The organism is Paenarthrobacter sp. NPDC089307, from assembly GCF_040685055.1.
Taxonomy (GTDB): Bacteria; Actinomycetota; Actinomycetes; order Actinomycetales; family Micrococcaceae; genus Arthrobacter.
Genome location: NZ_JBFBHE010000005.1, coordinates 439,589 through 458,975, shown reverse-complemented (window position 1 = coordinate 458,975; position 19,387 = coordinate 439,589). Strand labels below are relative to the sequence as shown.

The 19,387-nt window shown below is 64.0% G+C and carries 18 protein-coding genes and 1 tRNA gene; 10 read left to right on the top strand and 9 right to left on the bottom strand.

What is annotated here, in order from left to right; all coding sequences use genetic code 11:
- Window positions 1–99: 99 nt before the first annotated feature.
- Entirely contained in the window at window positions 100–978 is an 879-nt protein-coding gene (locus AB0N72_RS15020) for a fused MFS/spermidine synthase (protein WP_363931164.1), read from the top strand.
- 88 nt (window positions 979–1,066) lie between these two features.
- On the opposite strand, the gene AB0N72_RS15015 is transcribed toward AB0N72_RS15020, so the two are convergent.
- Complete coding sequence (locus AB0N72_RS15015; protein ID WP_363931163.1) at window positions 1,067–1,963, bottom strand: LysR family transcriptional regulator; 897 nt, start codon at window positions 1,961–1,963, stop codon at window positions 1,067–1,069.
- A 137-nt stretch (window positions 1,964–2,100) separates the two neighbouring features.
- On the opposite strand from AB0N72_RS15015, the gene AB0N72_RS15010 reads away from it, so the two are divergent.
- Together AB0N72_RS15010 and AB0N72_RS15005 are read left to right on the top strand one after the other, a co-directional pair.
- Entirely contained in the window at window positions 2,101–3,486 is a 1,386-nt protein-coding gene (locus AB0N72_RS15010; RefSeq protein ID WP_363931162.1) for an MFS transporter, read from the top strand.
- 4 nt (window positions 3,487–3,490) lie between these two features.
- Window positions 3,491–4,240, top strand: coding sequence for a 3-hydroxybutyrate dehydrogenase (locus AB0N72_RS15005; protein ID WP_363931161.1), 750 nt, complete (start codon window positions 3,491–3,493; stop codon window positions 4,238–4,240).
- An 81-nt stretch (window positions 4,241–4,321) separates the two neighbouring features.
- Here the strand turns inward: AB0N72_RS15005 and AB0N72_RS15000 are convergent, their stop codons facing one another.
- Window positions 4,322–4,699: a helix-turn-helix domain-containing protein gene (locus AB0N72_RS15000; protein WP_363931160.1), complete on the bottom strand. Its 378-nt coding sequence runs from the start codon at window positions 4,697–4,699 to the stop codon at window positions 4,322–4,324.
- A gap of 105 nt (window positions 4,700–4,804) precedes the next feature.
- Here AB0N72_RS15000 and AB0N72_RS14995 point away from each other — a divergent pair, with 105 nt between their 5' ends.
- The gene (locus AB0N72_RS14995) at window positions 4,805–5,668 is read left to right on the top strand and encodes an SDR family oxidoreductase (protein ID WP_363931159.1); all 864 of its coding nucleotides are present in this window, start codon (window positions 4,805–4,807) and stop codon (window positions 5,666–5,668) included.
- A 78-nt stretch (window positions 5,669–5,746) separates the two neighbouring features.
- Here AB0N72_RS14995 and AB0N72_RS14990 read toward each other — a convergent pair whose 3' ends face one another.
- Window positions 5,747–7,183, bottom strand: coding sequence for an amino acid permease (locus AB0N72_RS14990; protein ID WP_363931158.1), 1,437 nt, complete (start codon window positions 7,181–7,183; stop codon window positions 5,747–5,749).
- A 259-nt stretch (window positions 7,184–7,442) separates the two neighbouring features.
- Here AB0N72_RS14990 and AB0N72_RS14985 point away from each other — a divergent pair, with 259 nt between their 5' ends.
- Window positions 7,443–9,506 (top strand): ALF repeat-containing protein, encoded by a 2,064-nt coding sequence (locus AB0N72_RS14985; protein ID WP_363931157.1) that lies wholly within the window; start codon window positions 7,443–7,445, stop codon window positions 9,504–9,506.
- A 154-nt stretch (window positions 9,507–9,660) separates the two neighbouring features.
- A complete protein-coding gene (locus tag AB0N72_RS14980) occupies window positions 9,661–10,470 on the top strand; it encodes an IclR family transcriptional regulator (protein WP_363931156.1) in 810 nt (269 codons plus the stop codon).
- A gap of 6 nt (window positions 10,471–10,476) precedes the next feature.
- Here the strand turns inward: AB0N72_RS14980 and AB0N72_RS14975 are convergent, their stop codons facing one another.
- Window positions 10,477–10,932, bottom strand: coding sequence for an SRPBCC domain-containing protein (locus AB0N72_RS14975; protein WP_363931155.1), 456 nt, complete (start codon window positions 10,930–10,932; stop codon window positions 10,477–10,479).
- A gap of 162 nt (window positions 10,933–11,094) precedes the next feature.
- Between AB0N72_RS14975 and AB0N72_RS14970 the strand changes: the two genes are divergently transcribed.
- The 3 genes from AB0N72_RS14970 to AB0N72_RS14960 all read left to right on the top strand — a co-directional run bounded on the left by AB0N72_RS14970 (window position 11,095) and on the right by AB0N72_RS14960 (window position 14,866).
- A complete protein-coding gene (locus AB0N72_RS14970) occupies window positions 11,095–12,816 on the top strand; it encodes a urocanate hydratase (protein WP_363931154.1) in 1,722 nt (573 codons plus the stop codon).
- A 9-nt stretch (window positions 12,817–12,825) separates the two neighbouring features.
- The gene (hutH, locus tag AB0N72_RS14965; RefSeq protein ID WP_363931153.1) at window positions 12,826–14,418 is read left to right on the top strand and encodes a histidine ammonia-lyase; all 1,593 of its coding nucleotides are present in this window, start codon (window positions 12,826–12,828) and stop codon (window positions 14,416–14,418) included.
- Window positions 14,419–14,617: 199 nt separating this feature from the next.
- On the top strand, window positions 14,618–14,866 hold the full coding sequence (locus AB0N72_RS14960) for a hypothetical protein (protein WP_363931152.1): 249 nt from the start codon (window positions 14,618–14,620) through the stop codon (window positions 14,864–14,866).
- 104 nt (window positions 14,867–14,970) lie between these two features.
- Here AB0N72_RS14960 and AB0N72_RS14955 read toward each other — a convergent pair whose 3' ends face one another.
- The 5 genes from AB0N72_RS14955 to AB0N72_RS14935 all read right to left on the bottom strand — a co-directional run bounded on the left by AB0N72_RS14955 (window position 14,971) and on the right by AB0N72_RS14935 (window position 18,554).
- Window positions 14,971–15,192: a hypothetical protein gene (locus tag AB0N72_RS14955; protein ID WP_018780282.1), complete on the bottom strand. Its 222-nt coding sequence runs from the start codon at window positions 15,190–15,192 to the stop codon at window positions 14,971–14,973.
- A gap of 216 nt (window positions 15,193–15,408) precedes the next feature.
- Window positions 15,409–15,482, bottom strand: a tRNA-Cys gene (locus tag AB0N72_RS14950).
- A gap of 84 nt (window positions 15,483–15,566) precedes the next feature.
- Window positions 15,567–16,028, bottom strand: a complete 462-nt coding sequence (locus AB0N72_RS14945; protein WP_363931151.1) for a hypothetical protein — start codon at window positions 16,026–16,028, stop codon at window positions 15,567–15,569.
- Window positions 16,029–16,088: 60 nt separating this feature from the next.
- Window positions 16,089–17,036 carry a formimidoylglutamase gene (hutG, locus tag AB0N72_RS14940; RefSeq protein ID WP_363931150.1) on the bottom strand — a complete coding sequence of 316 codons (948 nt, stop codon included), beginning with the start codon at window positions 17,034–17,036 and terminating at the stop codon, window positions 16,089–16,091.
- A 75-nt stretch (window positions 17,037–17,111) separates the two neighbouring features.
- Window positions 17,112–18,554, bottom strand: a complete 1,443-nt coding sequence (locus tag AB0N72_RS14935) for an NCS2 family permease (RefSeq protein WP_363931149.1) — start codon at window positions 18,552–18,554, stop codon at window positions 17,112–17,114.
- Between the two features lie 114 nt (window positions 18,555–18,668).
- Between AB0N72_RS14935 and AB0N72_RS14930 the strand changes: the two genes are divergently transcribed.
- Window positions 18,669–19,301, top strand: a complete 633-nt coding sequence (locus tag AB0N72_RS14930) for a copper resistance CopC family protein (protein ID WP_363931148.1) — start codon at window positions 18,669–18,671, stop codon at window positions 19,299–19,301.
- Window positions 19,302–19,387 lie beyond the last annotated feature (86 nt).

Here is a 19,387-nt window from a genome sequence, read left to right as displayed (position 1 = left end):
ATCCGCCAAAATGCTAAGTATCCTTACTACCATATTGGCTGAACCTCTTCCCTAGCGCTCCACTAGGCTGGGAACCATGAATCAGGCAGGGCGGAAATAGTGGGAAAACGCGGAAAAAGGTCGACGGCGGGAGTCGTCGAAGTGCCCTCCGGCACCCGACCTGCGGGTCCAGTTGAGGGCGTCTACTACATCGACACCGGGGACTGCGAACTGCTCCAGGACCAGGACAACTCCAACGGCTGGCTGCTGAAGATCAACGGTGTGATGAGCTCGCACATCGACCTCGCGGACCCGCTTTTCCTGGACTTTGAGTACATGCGCTGGATAGCTGCCTTGGTGGAATCCCGGTGGCCCCCGGAGCGTAAGCCCAAGCTGCGTGCTCTTCATCTGGGCGGGGGAGCGTGCTCCATGGCGCGATACTTCCACTCTGCCTACCCGGAAGCGCGGCAGGTCGTAGTGGAGCTCGATGGCAAGCTGGCCGACTATGTCCGCGGTTGGTTCGACTTGCCCAAAGCCCCTTTGCTGCGGATCCGCGTGGGCGAAGCCCGTGAGGTCACCGAATCCCTCACCCCCGATACCCGCGACCTCATCATCCGTGACGTCTTCGCCGGAGCCTTCACTCCGCGCGCCCTTACCACCCGGGAGTTCACGGCCCACGCGGATGCTGTGCTGGCAGCCGATGGACTGTATGTGGTCAACTCGGGCGACGCGCCGGACCTGAAGAATGCACGGGCCGACGCCGCGACCATCGCCGATACATTCGAGCACACCATGATCATCGCCGATCCTGCCATGCTCAAGGGCCGGCGCTACGGGAACATGATCATGGCCGGCAGCCACGTTCCTTTTGGCGACGACCCCACCCTTGCCCGCAGGTTGCTGGGCGGCGGCGTGCCGGCCCATATTTGGGACGACGCCAAGGTGCGGGCCTTCGCCGCAGGAACCCCGGTCCGGCACGATCCCACCCCCGCCGGTTGAGCCATCATCCCGCCCCCGGTTGAGTTTTTGTACAGATAACGCCCTTATGGGCGGCTTTTAAGGCCATTATGTGTACAAAAACTCCGGGCTAGGGGCGGCCCAGCAACTCCTCCCGACGCCGTTCGGTCTCCTCCCGCAGGGCCTGGACGACGGCGGCTACCGCGGGGCGCCGCATCGAATCAGGGCGCAGGACCATCCAGTAGGGGAGCAGTTCCGCGAAGTCCGATGGCAGCAACCGCACCAGATCCGCGTGCCTGTCAGCCATGAAACACGGCAGGAAACCGACCCCCGCCCCGGCGCGCGTTGCTTCCACGTGCACGAACACATTGGTTGAGCTCAGCCCGTCCCGCATGCTGGGGACCAGCCGGCGCGGAGCGTCGAGGTCGTCCACCTGCAGCATGGAGTCCACAAAATAGACCAGCTGGTGCTGCGTCAACTCCTCGATGCTCCCGGGTGTTCCGTGGTCCTCCAGATAGGCGCGGGAGGCGTACATTCCCAGCCGGTAATCGCCCAGCCTTATGGCCTCGGCGCGGTGAACCTGCGGCGTCCCCACCACCACCTCAATGTCCAGCCCGGACCGCTGCTGCAAGGCCCTGCGCGTCACCGTCACGATTTCCACGCTCAAGCCGGGATGCTCGCGCCGCAACCGGGCCACTGCCGGGGCCGCGATATACGCGCTGAAACCATCAGTCGCGGTCATGCGTACGACGCCGGTGATGGGGTCTGGTGCCCGGTCGCTGGCTCCCAGCGCGCTCACCGCAGCCTCGATCCGCTCGGCGACCAGGACCACCTCCGCGCCCAAGTCGGTTACCTCCCAGCCGCCGGCCGCACGCGCGAGGACCCGGCCGCCGAGCGACTTCTCCAGCGCGGCTATCCTGCGCGAAACGGTGGTGTGGTTCAGGCCCAAGGCCTGGGCCGCCGTCGTGAATTTTCCTGATCGGGACACGGCCAGAAAGATGAGGAGGTCGTGCGGGTTGGGATTCATATCTGCAATTCTGCACACCTAAGGTGCCTTATTGGTCATTGAGGCATAACAAATCTGCGGCAATACTCAGTGGAGCTATTCGTGTTGTGGATCACAACACGTTCAAAAGGGTCAAAGAGGACACTGAGGAGATGGATATGAGCGTAGAGCAGCGCTCCGCATCAAGAGCCGGTAAGGGCGCCGGCAAAGGCTCCGGCCTGAAGAAGATCGTCGCAGCTTCCATGGTGGGCACCGTGGTGGAGTGGTACGAGTTCTTCCTGTACGCCACCGCCGCCACCTTGGTGTTCGGCAAGTACTTCTTCCCAAGCACCGGTAATGAACTGGACGGCATCATCCAGGCGTTCATCACCTACGCTGTGGGCTTCGTGGCCCGGCCGCTGGGCGGGATCGTGTTCGGCCAGATCGGCGACAAACTCGGCCGCAAGCCCACCCTGCAGCTGACCATCGTCATCGTGGGCGTCTCCACCTTCCTCATGGGCTGCCTCCCCGGCTTCGTGGACATCGGCTACTGGGCGCCGGCATTGCTGGTGGCCCTGCGCTTCATCCAGGGCTTTGCGCTGGGCGGCGAGTGGGGTGGAGCGGTGTTGCTGGTTGCCGAGCACAGCCCCAACAAGTCCCGCGGCTTCTGGTCTTCGTGGCCGCAGGCAGCAGTTCCGGTAGGCAACCTCCTGGCCACGCTGGTCCTGTTCGTCATGTCCACCACCCTGAGCAGCGAGGCCTTCCTTGGCTGGGGTTGGCGCGTAGCGTTCTGGCTGTCCGCAGTGATCGTGTTCGTGGGCTACTACATCCGCACCCACGTCACCGAAGCCCCGATCTTCCTCGAGGCCAAAGCGCAGGTCGAGGAGTCCAAGGCCATCAGCTACGGCGTCGGTGAGGTCATCCGCAAGTACCCGAAGGGCATCCTGCAGGCCATGGGCCTCCGCTTCGCCGAGAACATCATGTACTACCTCGTGGTGAGCTTCGCGATCGTGTACCTCAAGAGCGTCCACAAGTACGACACGTCCTCGCTCCTGCTGGCACTGCTGATCGCCCACGTCATCCACTTCCTCGTGATCCCGCAGATCGGCCGGTTGGTTGACTCCTGGGGCCGCAAGCCCGTCTACCTCATCGGCGCAATCACCGGCGCCACGTGGCCGTTCTTCGCCTTCCCCATGTTCGACACCAAGAACGCCGTGGTCATCGTGCTCGCCGTGACGATCGGCCTCTGCCTGCACGCGTTCATGTACGCCGGGCAACCAGCCATCATGTCCGAGCTCTTCCCCACCCGTATGCGCTACTCCGGCGTCTCGCTGGGCTCTCAGGTCACCTCGATCTTCGCCGGCTCACTGGCCCCGCTGCTGGCCACCCAGTGGCTCAAGGACACCGGCTCCTGGCTCCCCACCGCGATCTACCTGGTGGTCGCCTGCGCAATCACCGCCGTCGCCGTCGTTTCTTTGAAGGAGACCAAGGGCATTGCCCTCGAATCCGTGGACGAAGCAGACGCCGTGCGTCATGGGCTGACAACCGCAACCTCGAAGGGCTGAGCCGATGGACAACTCCCTGAACGGCCGCAAAGCACTGGTGACTGGCGGCGCAAGCGGGATCGGGGCCGCCTGTGCCCGGGCGCTCGCCGCGCGCGGGGCGAAAGTAGTAGTGGCCGACGTCGATGCCTCCGGAGCTGCGGCCCTCGCCGACGAACTAGGTGGCACTGCCTGGACTGTGGATTTGCTGGACGTGGACGCGCTGTCTGCGCTGAGCCTGGACTGCGACATCCTGGTCAACAATGCCGGCATCCAGAAGGTCGCGCCGATTGAGGAGTTCGATCCCGCGGAGTTCCGTCGGATTCTTGCCCTGATGCTTGAGGCGCCCTTCCTCCTCATCAGGGCCGCGCTGCCGCACATGTACGCCAACGGGTTCGGCCGGATCATCAACATTTCCTCGGTCCACGGGCTCCGGGCTTCGGCCTACAAGAGCGCTTACGTCTCCGCCAAGCACGGGCTCGAGGGGCTCAGCAAGGTCACGGCTTTGGAGGGTGGCGAGCACGGGGTCACCTCCAACTGCATCAACCCCGGGTACGTCCGGACGCCGTTGGTGGAGAAGCAGATCGCCGATCAAGCCCGGCTCCATGGCATCCCCGAAGCCGAAGTCCTGGCCAAAGTGATGCTTACGGAGTCCGCGGTGAAGCGGCTGGTGGAACCAGAGGAAGTTGCTTCGTTGGCAGCTTGGCTGGCCTCCGACGACGCCGGCATGGTCACCGGCGCGAGCTACACCATGGACGGTGGGTGGTCGGCCCGGTAGCTGGTCCTTCCACCCCCGCGAGATGACAGTTAATGCCAATGTTCGACGCGAACATTGGCATTAACTGTCATCTCGGTGCTGCTACCTCTGGCCGTTGATGATCTCGTCGGCATTGTCGAATGCCCACGTCACCAGGGGAATGAGTAAGACTGTGAGTTCGCGGCCACGCTCGGTCAGGCTGTAGTCCACTCTCGGCGGGATGACCGCCTGGGCCTCGCGGCGGACCAGGCCGTCTTTTTCGAGCGTCTTGAGAGTCTGGGCCAGCATTTTCTCGCTGATGCCCTCTGCCCGGCGTCGCAATTCGCTCCATCGCTGATCGCCCTCTGAAAGCGAAAGCAGGATCAGGACGCCCCATTTGCTGGTGATGTGATCCAGGACCGTCCGGCTGGGGCAGCCGGCCGGGAAGACGCCGTCGGCAACAGTGGCTGGCAGCGGTGCTGGAAGGGCACTTACTTTCATATCAGTACCTTACCTTAAAGTGCGTACTCTCTATTGGGAAGTTCTTCGGAAGCCTGTGGGTTGACCTCAGTGACCGGATACAACATTCCTCGAAAGGAAGCACTAATGAGCATCGTCATCACCGGAGCAACAGGCCAGTTGGGCCGCCACGTCATTGAGGCACTCCTGGAGCGCGGCGTCCCCGCTGACAGCATTGTTGCCGCCGGCCGCTCCCTTGAAAAGCTGTCCGATTTCGTTGCACGGGGCGTCCGCACCGTTGCCATGGATTACGACGACGCCGCCTCGGTTGCCGAAGCGCTTCGTGGTGCCACCAAGGTTCTGCTCATTTCGGGCAGCGCCGTGGGCCAGCGCGTCGAGCAGCACCGCAACGTGATCGAGGCGGCAAAAGCTGAAGGCGTCGAGCTTCTGGCCTACACCAGCGTTGCCAACGCTGACACAACCGGCATGAAGCTGGCCGCCGAGCACCAGGCAACGGAGGCCATCCTCAAGGAATCCGGCGTTCCCTTCGCCCTCCTTCGCAACAGCTGGTACCTGGAGAACTACACCGAGCAGTTGCCTGGAACGTTGGCGCAGGGAGCTTTGGCGGGCAGCGCCGGGAATGGCCGGGTCAGCGGAGCCTCCCGGGCGGATTACGCTCACGCTGCAGCCGCTGTCCTGCTGGCCGAGGACCAAGGCGGCAAGATCTACGAACTCGGCGGGGACGAGGCGTTCACCCTCGATGAGCTTGCCGCCGAAATCAGCGCCGCGTCCGGCAAGGCCATCGAATACAAGGACCTCCCGGTAGATCAGTACGCTGCTCTGCTGACGAGCGCAGGCATTCCGGAGGGCTTCGCGCAGATCCTTGCCGACACCGATCTGGGCATTGCGCGCGGTGACCTGCTGGTCACCAGCGGCGACCTCGGGAAGCTGATCGGCCGCCCGTCGACGTCGTTGTCGGAAGCCGTGCGCTCGGCCGCGGCCTCCCTCTGACCCCAAGCCCGCGAGTTGACAGTTAATGCCAATGTTCCGCGGGAACATTGGCATTAACTGTCACTTCGGCGAAGGGTGTCAGGCCGTTTCGTCCACCAGTTCCGCCCGGCGCAGGCCACCACCACGGACCCACAATTTGTAGGCCACAAACAGCAGGACCAGCCAGGTACCGCCCACGTACAGTGCAACGCGGGTGTCCTCGAAGATGCCCAGGATCACGATGACCATCGCCATGAACGCCATGGTCAGAATCGAAGCGGCAGGCCACAGGGGAGAACCAAACTCCGACGCCGGCAACCCCTTGAGCTTGATCTCCCGCTTCATTGCAACGTGCGAAGCCAGGATCATCACCCAAACCCACACTGTGGCGAAAGTGGCGATGGACGCAATGAGAACAAACACGTCTTCTGGAATCACCGCATTGAGAACCACGCCCACCAGCAGGATGCAGCCCATCATCACCACGGTCATCCACGGAACGCCGTGCCGCGAGATCTTGCCAAAGCTCTTGGGTGCATGGCCCTGCTGGGCCAATCCGAACAGGATGCGCCCGGCTCCGAAGATGTCGCTGTTGATCGCCGAAAGCGCTGCCGTAATCACCACGGCGTTGAGGATGTGTGGTGCGGCGGGAATCCCCAAGCCGTCAAAGATCTGAACAAACGGACTGCCGCTGCTGCCGATCTCGTTCCACGGGAAGATGCTCATCAGCACGCCCAGGGTCAGCACGTAGAACAGGAGTACGCGCACGGGCACAGTGTTGACTGCCTGGGGGATGACCTTCTTGGGGTCGGCGGCTTCGCCTGCGGTGATACCGATCGTTTCGATCCCGCCAAAGGCAAACATCACGACGGCGAACGCGGCCAAAAGCCCTTCGAAACCGTTGGAGAACAAACCGCCGTGGTTCACCAGGTTCCCGAGTCCCGGTGCCACGCCACCGCCGTCGCCCGTCTGGAAACCGAACACGACAATCGCTGCGCCACCGACGATCATGGCGATAATCGCCACTACCTTGATCAGTGAGAACCAGAACTCCAGTTCACCGAAAACCTTCACACTGAGCAGGTTCATTGCACCCAGGAACAGGATGATCGCGAGCACCCAGATCCATCTGTCCACCTGGGGGAACCAGAAACCCATGTAAATACTGAACGCTGTGACGTCGGCAATGGCCACGATCGCCATCTCGAATACATAGGTCCACCCGGTCACAAAGCCCGCAAACGGTCCCAAGTACCTGCTCGCGTATTGGCCGAAGGACCCGGACACTGGGTGTCGCACGGCCATTTCGCCGAGGGCGCGCATCACCATGAACACGGCAGCGCCGCCGATGATGTACGCCAGCAGGACTGCCGGACCTGCTTTTTGGATAGCGGAGGCGGAGCCGTAGAAGAGGCCGGTGCCGATCGCGGATCCGAGTGCCATGAAGCGGATGTGGCGGACGTTGAGGCCTCGGCTGAGCGCCGTACCTGCGGCCTGGAGGACAGAGCTCTCCGCAGCCAGCTTGGTTTGTTGCATGGTAAAACCTTCTCGTCTTTGGGAGGGGATCGCTATCCAGCAGATCACTTTTGGCGGCCTTGTGATCGGACTCACGGAGCTTTGGTGTCTTTGATCGCAGACACTCCGGGTTGGGGCGATGGGAGGGTGGTAAAAGTCATAGTTCCCAGTCGGATATGATGACCGCGGACAGCTCTTCAACACGGTCAGGCATCCCTCGCATTCGCGTCGCCCCCCAATTGAACTCTGTGCTGACTCGCATCTGTTACCTGGGGGACTCATGATTTCCGTAATCCGCGCTACCCGACGCCGTTGGGCCGCTGCCGTTGTTGCCGTCGTGGCCGGGGCTTCCTTGCTCTTTGCCGCTCCGGCCGAAGCCTATGAAATTCCGAAGTTCGAGGTCCCGAACGCGTCGCAGGCCCCGGTGCCGTTTGTGGAGCGGGTGAGTGACGCCGCTGGCGTTGTTGAGCTCTGGAAGACCGGCGGTCCCGCCACTCGCGCCGCCGCCGCAGCAGCCCTGGTGGGCGGCCCTGAGGCGCTTCAGGCATTTCTCGACGGCGGCCAGGACGTCGCGCTCGCGGCGGACCGGAAGCAGTTGGTCACCGAGCTGACGACTCGGGGGAGCGCCCATGTGCGATCGTCGGCCGCCACGATCCTGGCATCGAACAACCCGGCGAAAATTGATGAATTCCTTGCCACAGGCTGGGGCGAGACGTGGCGCGGTGATCTCAGAGTTGCTGCGACTTACTTCACTGAATCGAAAAAAGTCCGCCTCAGTACTCAAGCGGCGAGGAGCCTCGACGCCGGCGACGATGCTATCGAGGCATTTGTTCTCGAGGGCTGGCGGGGTGCCGCTGCAGTAGATGACCGGCAGGCGACATTCCAATTGTTTGATTCTCCTTCAGCTGGCGTTCGTGCTGCGGCGAAGGCGGCCGTGATGACCGACGACAGGGAGGTGGTTTCTGACTTCCTCCGATACGGCCAGTTCGTTGCTGCCGACCGCGACGCAGAAGCAGCGGCGGTTTCGACATTGCTTCAGCAGGTCAAAACGGACATCGCAGCAAACCCCGTCGGCAGTGCAGCGGTGGCGGATCGAGCCAAGGTCGCCGTCGAGCAGGCCACAAACACGGCCGCCGCAGCAAGGACGGCCGACTCTTCGCGACTTGGGTCAGACAGGGACTTCCTCTCATCCCAAGCCACACCGCGGAAGGTGGTCGACGACGCTCAGTTGGCGTCGCAGCAGCCGGCGAAGGCTGCTTTTGCAAAGGCAGCCCTCGAGATCCCGGATTTGCTCAACAAGCTGGGTGCTCCGGGGGTTGACCTTGACGCGCTGATCAACGACGCCCGCCAAGCCACGCTGGACCTCGCGCTCACGGGTACGCCGGAAGTGCGGAAGGCGGCTTCTGCGGCTTTGGCGGGTGGCGACAACGCCGTGAAGTCCTTTATTTCGGATGGCTACCGCAAGGCCAGCGACAGTGACCCTGACACCTTCGAGAGCAGCCGACAGCAAACATATCGGGCCATGGCTTTGGGCGGTGAACATGTCGCCAAAGCGGCTGAGGCTGCGTTGAAGTCCGGTCACCACTCGTCGGTCGCGTACTTCCTTGAATACGGCTTTGACCAGGCCCAGGCTCTGGACAACCGTATCCAGACCTCCTTCGCTCTCGACTCCACGCCGGAGGTCCGCGCGGCCGCCAGTGTTGCCCTCGATGGCAGCCGCGGAGACGTGCAGGCATTCATGACCACAGGAAAGGCCGCCGCCGCGAGCCGGGATACGGCAACCGCCACCCACGTGGCATCCATCGACGCTATGATCACCGAACTCGCCGGGCTGGCGAATCAGGCGACGGTCGACGCCGGCAAGGCGGCTGACGCTGCGAAGGCGGCAGAAGCAGCTGCCGAAGCCGCCCGCCAAGCTGAAGCTGCCCGCCAAGCCGAAGCCGCCCGCCAGGCCGAAGCCGCCCGCCAAGCTGCCGCTGCGGGGAACTCCCCGTTTGCGGCTGGCGGTGTCGATTCATCGCAGGAATCCACAACCGGAGTAGCCCCGATCGTCATTCCGTGGCCGCGCGAGTCTTCTCCCGCCGTCGGACTGGCCGAAGCGGGAGCTGCGCCCGCAGCCGCAACACCGTCGGCGGCGCCGAGCATTTCGGTGCCTCCGGCGGCATCCGCAGCCAAGGGCTCCACGTCAGTGGACTCCCAATCACAGGAAGCGGCTGCTCCGTTGGCGGCATCGTCTACCGGCATCAACGGCTGGACCATCGGGCTCATCGTGGCGCTGGTCTTGGCGGCGGCCGGAGCCATCACGCTCCTGCTTCGCCGGAAGGGCGCACCAGCCAAGAGCTAGGGCCATGAGGGCGAGCGGCTCCAGACGTACGGGATCCCAGACACCTATCCGGTCTTGCCTGCTGGTCATTGCCTCGCTGAGGGTGCACGCTTGAGTACGGGATACCGGACAGCATGGTCCGGTGCGCCCTCAAGACCCCCAGCAGCGAGGAACCATGACCACCACGCCAACCGCGCCCGGCAAAGCCACGTCCAAAGTCCCCGCCGCCGAAAACACGCTGCGGATCCTGAAACTGTTGGCATCGCGCCGGGGTCCCATGGCGGCGTCGAACATCGCGACGGCGCTGGGCCTGCCGCGATCCAGCGTCTACCACCTGCTTGGCGTGATGGAAGCGAACGGCTTCGTCCTGCACCTGCACGAGGAACAGCGCTACGGGCTGGGCATCAGCGCCTTCGAGCTCAGCTCGGCGTATTCACGGCAGGAGCCGTTGTCCCGCCTGGGCCGGCCGATGCTGGCCTCGCTCGTTGACGTGATCGGCGAGAGCGCGCACCTGGCCGTGCTTCACGGCAGGGATGTCCTCTACATCGTGGAGGAGCGCGCCAAGAACCGCCCCAGCCTGGTGACCGACGTCGGGGTCCGCCTTCCCAGCCACCTCACGGCGTCCGGCCGGGCGATCCTTGCCGCCTTGCCAAAGTCGCAGGTCCGCGCCCTTTACCCGAACGCCGCCGCCTTCACTTCGCGGCACGATGTCGAGTTTCCCATCATGAAATACTCCGCGCTGTCGTCGCATTTGGACCAGGTGCGGCAGCGCGGCTACGCCACGGAAAACGGTGAAATTACGCCCGGATTCGGCTCCATCGCCGTCGCCGTAACGGACCACGTTGGATGGCCGACGGCGGCTGTTGCCGTCACGTTCCTGGAGGACAAAGTGCCGGCTGAGCAATGGCCGGTACTGGCGACGCGCATCCGGAAGGCGGCGGACGAACTGTCCGTCCGCATACACGGCCGTCCGACGGCGGGCTGACGCACCTTACGGGCGTCCGTTACCGCCGCCCGCTCCTGGGGAGTCGCGTTCGACCATGGCGCGGAAGGTTTCCAATTCGCCCCGGAAGCTGCCACGGTACGATCCCATGGCAAAGACCCGACCCACCACTGCAGCTACGAGCCCGCGGGTTTCGAACACTTGCTGGATTCGCGTGCCACTGCCTTCCGGAGTGAAGGTGACATCGGATTCCCCCTTGAGGATTGCGTTGCCAAACCGCGTGCGCAGGTGCTTGGGGCGTTCGGCTGAAATGACCTCGGTAGGGCTCGCCATCCGTCCGAACCAGACGGTGTAGCGGCCGCCGGTTTGGCCGGCCGAACCGGTACGGTCGGTCACTCGTGTGACTCCGCCGATCCATTCCGTAAAGCGGTCAGGGTCCGTCCAGGCGTCGAAAACACGTTCAGGCGGGGCCGCTACCAACGTGGACACTCGATACGTTGCCATGGGTCCAGCATCCTCGCATTGGGGCGTGAAAGCGAGAGGTTGGGGATGTCTGTAATCCCGGACAGGACCGATCAAAAAGGCGTTCCGGCCGCTTGATAAAGGGGCTTTAGTAGAAGCAGAAGATCTTTTCAGTACACACTTCACCAAGACGAAGGAGCCATCATGGCACCCGCCGATTTCACTACTGGAGCCCGTCCGGTCAAAGCTGCCCGTGGTACGGAGCTCACTGCCAAGTCGTGGCAGACCGAAGCGCCGTTGCGCATGTTGATGAACAATCTGGATCCTGAGGTTGCTGAGCGTCCTGATGACCTGGTGGTCTATGGGGGCACCGGCCGGGCCGTCCGTTCCTGGGACGCTTTCGACGCCATCACCCGGACGCTGGAAACGATGGAGAAGGACGAGACCCTCCTGGTCCAGTCGGGCAAGCCTGTTGGCGTGTTCCGCACCAATGAGTGGGCGCCGCGGGTGTTGTTGGCTAACTCGAACCTGGTGGGGGACTGGGCAACGTGGCCGGAGTTCCGCCGCCTCGAGGCCGAGGGCCTGACCATGTACGGGCAGATGACTGCGGGGTCGTGGATTTACATCGGCACCCAGGGCATCCTGCAGGGAACGTATGAGACGTTCGCTGCGGTGGGGCGGAAGCTCGCTGAAGAGGGCCGGGTGGCGGGCGGGACCGAGTCCGAGGGCCCGTTGGCGGGGACGCTGACCCTGACCGGTGGGTGCGGTGGCATGGGTGGTGCGCAGCCGTTGGCGGTGACGCTGAACGACGGCGCGTGCCTGATTGTTGATGTGGATGAGACCCGTCTGCGCCGCCGTGTGGGCAAGCGGTACCTGGACGAGGTGGAAACGGATTTGGATACGGCGATCGCGAAGGTCCAGGCCGCGAAGGCTGAGCGTCGTGGCTGGTCCGTGGGGTATGTGGGTAACGCCGCGGAGGTGTTCCCGGAGCTGCTGGCCCGTCACAAGGCCGGGGAGTTGACCATTGATGTGGTCACGGACCAGACCTCCGCGCATGATCCGTTGTCTTACCTGCCCGAGGGCATCACGGTGGAAGAGTGGCACACCGAGGCTGCGGCGGATCCGGAAGGGTTCACCAAGAAAGCGCAGGCGTCCATGGCCCGCCACGTCCAGGCGATGGTGGAGTTCCAGGACGCCGGGGCTGAGGTGTTCGATTACGGCAACTCCATCCGGGATGAGGCCCGCAAGGGCGGTTACGACCGGGCGTTTGAGTTCCCCGGGTTCGTCCCGGCGTATATTCGTCCGTTGTTCTGTGAGGGTCTTGGCCCGTTCCGGTGGGTGGCGCTCTCGGGTGATCCGGAAGACATCCGTGTGACGGATGAGGCGATCAAGGAGTTGTTCCCGGAGAACAAGCACCTGCACAAGTGGCTTGATGCTGCGGCTGAGCGGGTGGAGTTCGAGGGCCTGCCGGCCCGGATTTGCTGGCTTGGGTACGGCGAACGCCACAAGGCCGGGCTGCTGTTCAACAAGCTCGTGGCCGAGGGCAAGGTCAAGGCCCCGATCGTGATCGGCCGTGACCACCTGGATTCGGGTTCGGTGGCGTCGCCGTACCGGGAGACTGAGTCGATGAAGGACGGTTCGGACGCGATTGCTGACTGGCCGCTGCTGAACGCCCTCACCGCCGCGTCCTCCGGCGCCACCTGGGTTTCCATCCACCACGGTGGCGGTGTCGGGATTGGCCGGTCGATCCACACCGGCCAGGTCTCCGTGGCTGATGGCACGGAGCTGGCCGCGGCGAAGCTGACCGCGTTGCTGACCAACGACCCCGGCATGGGCGTCATCCGCCACGCCGACGCGGGCTACGAACGCGCCATCGAAGTAGCCAAAGAACGCGGCGTCCGCATCCCCATGAACGAAAGCAAGTAGGCAACAAAAGTGACTCTTACAACGAACGAACAACTCACCGTCACGCTCGGCTCCAGTGGCGTAACCCCGGAAGACGTCGTCGCCGTCGCACGCCATGACGCGAAGGTGACCATTTCCCAGGAAGCCTTGGACAACGTTGCCAAGGTCCGCGCCCACATCGACAGCCTGGCCACCAGCGACGTCCCTGCCTACGGCATTTCCACGGGCTTCGGCGCGCTGGCCAACCGCCACATCCCCAACGACCTCCGCACGCAGCTGCAGAAGTCGCTCATCCGCAGCCACGCTGCAGGCATGGGTCCGGCCGTCGAGCGCGAAGTCATCCGTGGAATCATGTTCCTCCGCGCCAAGACCCTCGCATCCGGCCGCACGGGTGTCCGTCCGGTGGTTCTGCAGACCATGGTGGACGTCCTCAACGCCGGCATCACCCCGTTGGTCCGCGAGTTCGGCTCCCTGGGCTGCTCGGGCGACCTCGCGCCCCTGTCACACTGCGCTTTGGTCCTGATGGGTGAAGGCGAAGCCACGGGACCCGACGGCGAGCTCTATGGCGTACCCGGTAAGCAGACGGTCGCTGAGCTGCTCGCGCAGCACGGCATCGAGCCCGTCACGCTGGCTGAAAAGGAGGGCCTGGCCCTCGTCAACGGCACCGAAGGCATGCTCGGGATGCTGCTGATGGCCATCGCCGACATCCGTCTGCTCCTTGCGACGGCGGACGTCACCGCGGCGCTCAGCGTGGAGGCCCTCCTCGGCACCGATCAGGTGTTCCTGCCGGAACTCCACGCCGCGTTGCGCCCGCACCCGGGTCAGGCCGCCAGCGCGGACAACATGCTGCGCGTGCTCTCCAACTCGCCGATCGTCGCTTCCCACCGGGTCAACGACACCAAGGTCCAGGACGCTTACTCGCTGCGTTGCGCCCCGCAGGTTGCCGGAGCCGTCCGCGACACCGTGGATCACGCCGCGCTGGTCGCCTCCCGTGAACTGGCCGCTGCGATCGACAACCCGGTGGTCCTGCCGGACGGCCGCGTCACGTCCAACGGCAACTTCCACGGCGCCCCCGTGGCCTATGTCCTGGACTTCCTGGCCATCGCCGTTGCGGACCTCAGCTCCATAGCCGAGCGCCGCACGGACCGCATGCTGGATCCGGCCCGTTCACACGGCCTCCCGGCGTTCCTGGCGGGGGATCCCGGCGTCGACTCCGGCCTCATGATCGCCCAGTACACGCAGGCCGGCCTGGTCTCGGACAACAAGCGACTGGCCGTTCCGGCATCCGTGGACTCCATCCCGAGCTCCGCCATGCAGGAAGACCACGTATCCATGGGCTGGCACGCTGCCCGGAAGCTGCGCAAGGCCGTGGAGAACCTGCGGCGCGTGCTCGCCGTCGAGCTTGTCACCAGCGCCCGCGCCATTGACATGCGTACGCAGATGTCCGACGGCGAACTCACCCCGGGACCTGCCGGCACGGCAGTTCTTGAGGTGCTTCGCGAAGTGGTCCAGGGGCCGGGTACCGACCGGTTCCTGTCGCCGGAACTCGAAGCGGCTGACCGCTTGGTTGGCTCCGGTGCTGTCCGTGCGGCCGCCGAATCCGCCGTCGGGATTTTGGCCTGACGTCGAATAAAACGCTCATTTGATGGGCAGATTTGTCACGCCCCGGTCTTTGTTCGCAACGCAGGCACCGGGGCGTGGCAAATGTAGTAGAACTTATGGTGTACGTCACGTCCACGCCAAAGATGTCGTGGGCTTGACGGTCAACCGTTCACACAACTCAATACACAACAGAGAACATCCACAAAGGGGTAGAAGTTCAATGAAGGCACGCGGAGCAGTCCTGTCCAGGCGAAACGCTCACTCGGCAACGGTTTCCGACTGGAGGTCGCTGAAGGCCGGCGACACGGTGGAAGTGGTCAAGTACGCCCACGTCATAGCGGCTGGCCGGATCGAGGAAGTTTCCAGCAGCGGCAACGTTGTGTGGCTTGAGCACTCGGGCACGGGCGTCACCGAAGAGGGCAAGGAATTGTTCATGAAGTCCGACGGCGTGACTCTTCGCCGGGCGTAGCTTAAACAAAAGCCGGGGCCCGTTCCCTTCCGCAGGTAGTAGTGGCGGAAGGGAACGGGCCCCGGTTTTTGTTTCGCTGCCGGTTATGCCGTCAGGGGCGGCAATCAGGCAGCGAGTACTTCGTGGGTCTGACCGAAGGGAACGGATTCGTCCAGCGCCACGGTGTAGGTGCCAGGCTCGTGCCGGGTCACCAGAATGCCGCAGTTGGCATCAGCCGCTGCGTTCTTGATCAATGCATCCACGGCTTGCTCGAGTCCGTCGTGGATCTCGTCGGCCCTGGAAAAGGACAGACGGATTTCGCGTTCTGCAGTCATTGCAGGGGTCATTTGGGGGCCTCCTATTACTTGCCGCATGCGAGGGCGACCCATCAATCATAGTCGGTGGCGCCCTTGGATTTGTAAGATGACTGGCAAGGGCGTGATCCAGGTCTCTCTGCGCCGAGATGGCATTTAACGCCAATGTTTGGACGAAATACCCGCATTATCTGTCATCTCGCGGAGGCATGGGGGTGGCGCCGGCGGTGCGAGGCGCGCTGGGCGCAATGGACGTGGTGGCGGGATTCGAACCCGCGTACGCTGCTTTGCAGGCAGCTCCCTGGCCTCTCGGGCACACCACGTGCAATCGACACTAGGTGCCCTCGCCGGCCAGGTTCAACGTTGGTGTCGCGAGCTTTCCCAGGACTACGCGGCCTTTCGCCGGGCTACGCGGTGTTGCTCCTGGTTGCCGCCAAAGACGCGCTCTTGCGCAGTTTTGTTACCCCGGCAGCAATCGCAAGGGTCAGGATGGCTGCCGCCATGTGCGTGTAAAGCATGATGTGCGGCGAACCCCCGCTGGACGCCGCTGCGGCCGGAACATCGATGATGCCCTGCCCAGCGCCATGGAGGTGGTCCACCAACCCGTTGCCCGGGAAGTAGCCACCGAAAGCGGCGAACCCAAAGTGCAACAGCTGCTGCGCCACACCGGACATGAGCAGCAGGATCAAGGGGCCGTGAACCCATCGGGCCAGGAGCTGGGCGGCCAGGCAGCCAAGGGCGCCGAAGCCGAAAAGGACAGGGAGGGCCGGAGCGCTGCCCCCAGCCACCATGTGGGCTGCCAGTCCCAGGCCGACAGCAAGCAGCCCGGAGGCCCAGGCCCACTTGTCCTGCACAGGAGCTGCGCGCATCGCTATCCTTCCCTCCACACAGGCTAAGCGTCGGAAGGCGGTCGGGAAAGGGGCGCCAGCCTACGCGAGGAGCGTGTTCACCAACCGTGCCGCAACCTTGGCGGTGCGGGCATCAATGTCGTACTCAGGGTTCAGCTCGGCGACGTCCACATGCGCCAGTTTCCCGCTGGCTGCAACCTGGCGGCACACGGCACTGATCACGGGCAGCGGCACGCCATAGGCCGCAGGTGCGCTCACTCCGGGCGCCACTGAAGCCGGCATCACGTCCAGGTCGATGGTCAGGTAGAGGACGTCTATGCCAACCAGGAAATCGGCCACAAACACTTCCACCCGTTCGGCGGAGCAGTCTTCATCGAGCAGGTACTTCACGCCCAGCCGCTGAGCCGTGTCAAAAAGTGTTTGCGTGTTGTTGGGTTCCGAAATTCCGACGACGGCGTACCGCAGTTCGCGTCCGGCGGCGGCTTCCGCATGGGCCATCTGCAGGAACGGCGTGCCCGAACTCGGCGTGGGCTCATCCCTCAGGTCGAAGTGGGCGTCAAGGTTCAGCACACCCAGCCGCTTGCCGCGGAGTGCATCGGAGCCGGCAACGCCCAAGTAGCTGGCAAACGCAGTCTCATGGCCGCCGCCGAGCACCACGGTGAGGTTGCCGGCGTCGAGCAGTTCCGAAATGGCGCGACCGGCACGCTCCTGGCCTGCCTCCAGTGAGTCGTCCTCCACAACTACGTCGCCGGCGTCGAACACGTCCCGGTCCAGGTGGTACGCCAGCGGACCGAGCGCGGCACGGATGGCGGCCGGCGCCGCGGCGGCGCCAACGCGGCCCTGGTTGCGGAGCACCCCGGCGTCGCTGCAGAAGCCAAGCACGACGGCGGGACGCGGACCGCCGTTGGACGGCGCGGGCACGTAGGGGGTGATTGCCTGCCACCAGCGGCGGTGTTCATCGCCGTCGCCATCGAAACGGCCGGTCCAAGGCATGGGGCTGACATCTACAGTGGTGGCGCTTGTTTCCATGCTTAAAGCACACCGGACCCGGACTGCCAATAACAGCAGTTCCGGGTCCGGAGTGTCTGAAATACCGGAATGAGCCTACTTGACCCCGAGGAGTTCCTCCACGGTTCCAATGCCGAAGAACAGCAGGAACGCTGCAGCCACAGCCCACATCAGCGGATGGACCTCGCGGGCACGGCCCTGGAACGTGCGGATCAGGACGAAGGAGATGAAGCCGGCGCCAAGGCCGTTGGCGATCGAGTACGTGAAGGGCATCAGGGCGATGGTCAGGAACGCGGGAATTCCCACGCCCCAGTCCTGCCAGTCGATCTTGCCCACCTGGGAGACCATCATGAAGCCCACGACCACCAAGGCGGGGGCCACGGCTTCGAACGGCACCAGGTTGATCAGCGGCGTGAAGAACATGGCGATGAGGAAGAGGACGCCGGTGACAATCGAGGCCAGGCCGGTGCGCGCACCTTCACCGATGCCCGCGCCGGATTCCACAAAGATCTGGTTGGACGAAACCGATGCTCCGCCACCCACGATCGCGCCCAGGGCGTCCACCTGGAGCACCCGGTCCACGTTGGGGATGTTGCCGTGCTTGTCCACGGTTCCGGCCTCGTTGGCCAGGCCCACCATGGTGCCCATGGCGTCGAAGAAGATGCTCAGGAGGATCACGAAAGCCAGCAGGGCGGCGGCAATGAAACCGAGGTGCTCGAACGCGCCGAACGGGTTGGCCTTGCCGATCAGGGACAGGTCAGGAGCGCCCCATTCGGACAGCTTGGGAGCCACCAGCGACCAGCCGCGGGGGTTGACGTTCTTTCCGTCGAAGCTCGGCCCGATGTGCAGTGTGAACTCGAGGATCGCAGCCAGAGCGGTGGAGACCACAATGCCGATCAGGATGGCACCGCGGACCTTGCGCACCACCAGCGCGATGGTGAGGATCAGGCCAACGGCGAAGACCAGCGTGGGCCAGCCCATGAGCTTGCCGTCGACGCCCAGGCCCAACGGAACGGTGGTGCCGGCGGCGTCCGGGATGCGGCGCACGAACCCGGCGTTGACCAGGCCGATCAGGGCGATGAACAAACCGATGCCCACCACGATCGCGGTCTTCAACGCTTCGGGGACGGCCTTGAACACCGCGGTGCGGAAGCCCGTCAGCACCAGGATGAGCATCGTGACGCCGGAGAGGACCACCAGGCCCATCATGTCCGGCCACGTCAACTGCGGGTGGGAAGCAACGGTGACTGCGACGAATGCATTGACGCCCAGGCCGGTGGCCACCGCGAAGGGGTGCTTGGCCCACGCGCCCATCAGGATGGTCAGGATGCCGGCAACGAAAGCGGTGGTTGCTGCCACGGCCGTGAAGCCCAGGGACGCTCCGCTGGAGTCGGGGCCCGAGAGGATCAGCGGGTTCAGCACAACGATGTAGCTCATGGCGAAGAATGTCGCGAAACCGCCACGGATTTCCCTTGAGTACGTGGAACCACGTTCGGAAATCTTGAAGTAGCGGTCCACTGCAGAACCTTGTTTAAGCATGAAGGTCTCCGGGTTTTGGGGGGAGTGTGCTCTCAAATCCTATGCCGTTGAATGTGGGGGCTTCGGACCATTCGCCTAGTCTGTAACTAAGCCAACACTAGGAGAAACCGCCCCATGCGCACCATCCGCCCGCTTCTGGCCGCCGTCGTCGCCGCCCTTGCCTTCGCCTCCGCCTTGCTGTTTTCCGCGGCTCCGGCGTCCGCGCACGACGTCGCCGAATCCACAGCGCCGGCAAACGGTGCCACCGTGGCTGAAGTGCCGGCGTCGGTCTCCATCACATTTAACAACCGGCCTCTGGCCATTGGATCGGGCGTCTCCGTAACGTCCGGCGGCGAAAACTGGGCAGACGGGCCGGTGGAAATCATCGACAGCCAGGCCGTCCAGAAGCTGCGACCCGGCGCACCGGCAGGGGAGTACACCGTTACTTGGCGGGTTGTCAGCTCCGATTCGCACCCCATCGAGGGCACCTTCAAGTTCACGGCCACCGCCGGAAGTACGACGGCGGGCAGCGGCTCCGCTGCAGCCTCACCATCAGCTTCGGCTTCTTCGGCTGCGGTGCCGTCCGTGGGGACCGCGCCTCCGGGAACGGGAAGCAGCGCGCCCGCCGCAGACGCTTCCCAGCCGTTCCCGTGGAGCATCGTGGTGATAGCAATCGTGGCCGTGGCCCTCGTGATCTTCCTCGCTGTTACAGCACGGAGGAAACTTGCCGCACCTGAAGATGAAAACGGCCCTGGTTCCGCGGAATAGAGCGCTTTTCTACGTAGCTGCGAATATCTCGGTTCGGTTACTGCGACACGCCAAAGCGGCCGTTCCCGTTACTTAAATGTGACTTC

Bases quoted from the DNA above. Each gene is read 5' to 3' on its own strand.
- AB0N72_RS14930 (WP_363931148.1), top strand. From the start codon at position 18,669: ATGCGCACCATCCGCCCGCTTCTGGCCGCCGTCGTCGCCGCCCTTGCC.
- AB0N72_RS15015 (WP_363931163.1), bottom strand. From the start codon at position 1,963: ATGAATCCCAACCCGCACGACCTCCTCATCTTTCTGGCCGTGTCCCGA.
- AB0N72_RS14960 (WP_363931152.1), top strand. From the start codon at position 14,618: ATGAAGGCACGCGGAGCAGTCCTGTCCAGGCGAAACGCTCACTCGGCA.
- AB0N72_RS14975 (WP_363931155.1), bottom strand. From the start codon at position 10,932: ATGGCAACGTATCGAGTGTCCACGTTGGTAGCGGCCCCGCCTGAACGT.
- AB0N72_RS15000 (WP_363931160.1), bottom strand. From the start codon at position 4,699: ATGAAAGTAAGTGCCCTTCCAGCACCGCTGCCAGCCACTGTTGCCGAC.
- AB0N72_RS14980 (WP_363931156.1), top strand. From the start codon at position 9,661: ATGACCACCACGCCAACCGCGCCCGGCAAAGCCACGTCCAAAGTCCCC.
- AB0N72_RS14955 (WP_018780282.1), bottom strand. From the start codon at position 15,192: ATGACCCCTGCAATGACTGCAGAACGCGAAATCCGTCTGTCCTTTTCC.
- AB0N72_RS14990 (WP_363931158.1), bottom strand. From the start codon at position 7,183: ATGCAACAAACCAAGCTGGCTGCGGAGAGCTCTGTCCTCCAGGCCGCA.
- AB0N72_RS14935 (WP_363931149.1), bottom strand. From the start codon at position 18,554: ATGCTTAAACAAGGTTCTGCAGTGGACCGCTACTTCAAGATTTCCGAA.
- AB0N72_RS14995 (WP_363931159.1), top strand. From the start codon at position 4,805: ATGAGCATCGTCATCACCGGAGCAACAGGCCAGTTGGGCCGCCACGTC.
- AB0N72_RS14970 (WP_363931154.1), top strand. From the start codon at position 11,095: ATGGCACCCGCCGATTTCACTACTGGAGCCCGTCCGGTCAAAGCTGCC.
- AB0N72_RS14945 (WP_363931151.1), bottom strand. From the start codon at position 16,028: ATGCGCGCAGCTCCTGTGCAGGACAAGTGGGCCTGGGCCTCCGGGCTG.
- AB0N72_RS14985 (WP_363931157.1), top strand. From the start codon at position 7,443: ATGATTTCCGTAATCCGCGCTACCCGACGCCGTTGGGCCGCTGCCGTT.
- AB0N72_RS15005 (WP_363931161.1), top strand. From the start codon at position 3,491: ATGGACAACTCCCTGAACGGCCGCAAAGCACTGGTGACTGGCGGCGCA.
- hutG (WP_363931150.1), bottom strand. From the start codon at position 17,036: ATGGAAACAAGCGCCACCACTGTAGATGTCAGCCCCATGCCTTGGACC.
- AB0N72_RS15010 (WP_363931162.1), top strand. From the start codon at position 2,101: ATGAGCGTAGAGCAGCGCTCCGCATCAAGAGCCGGTAAGGGCGCCGGC.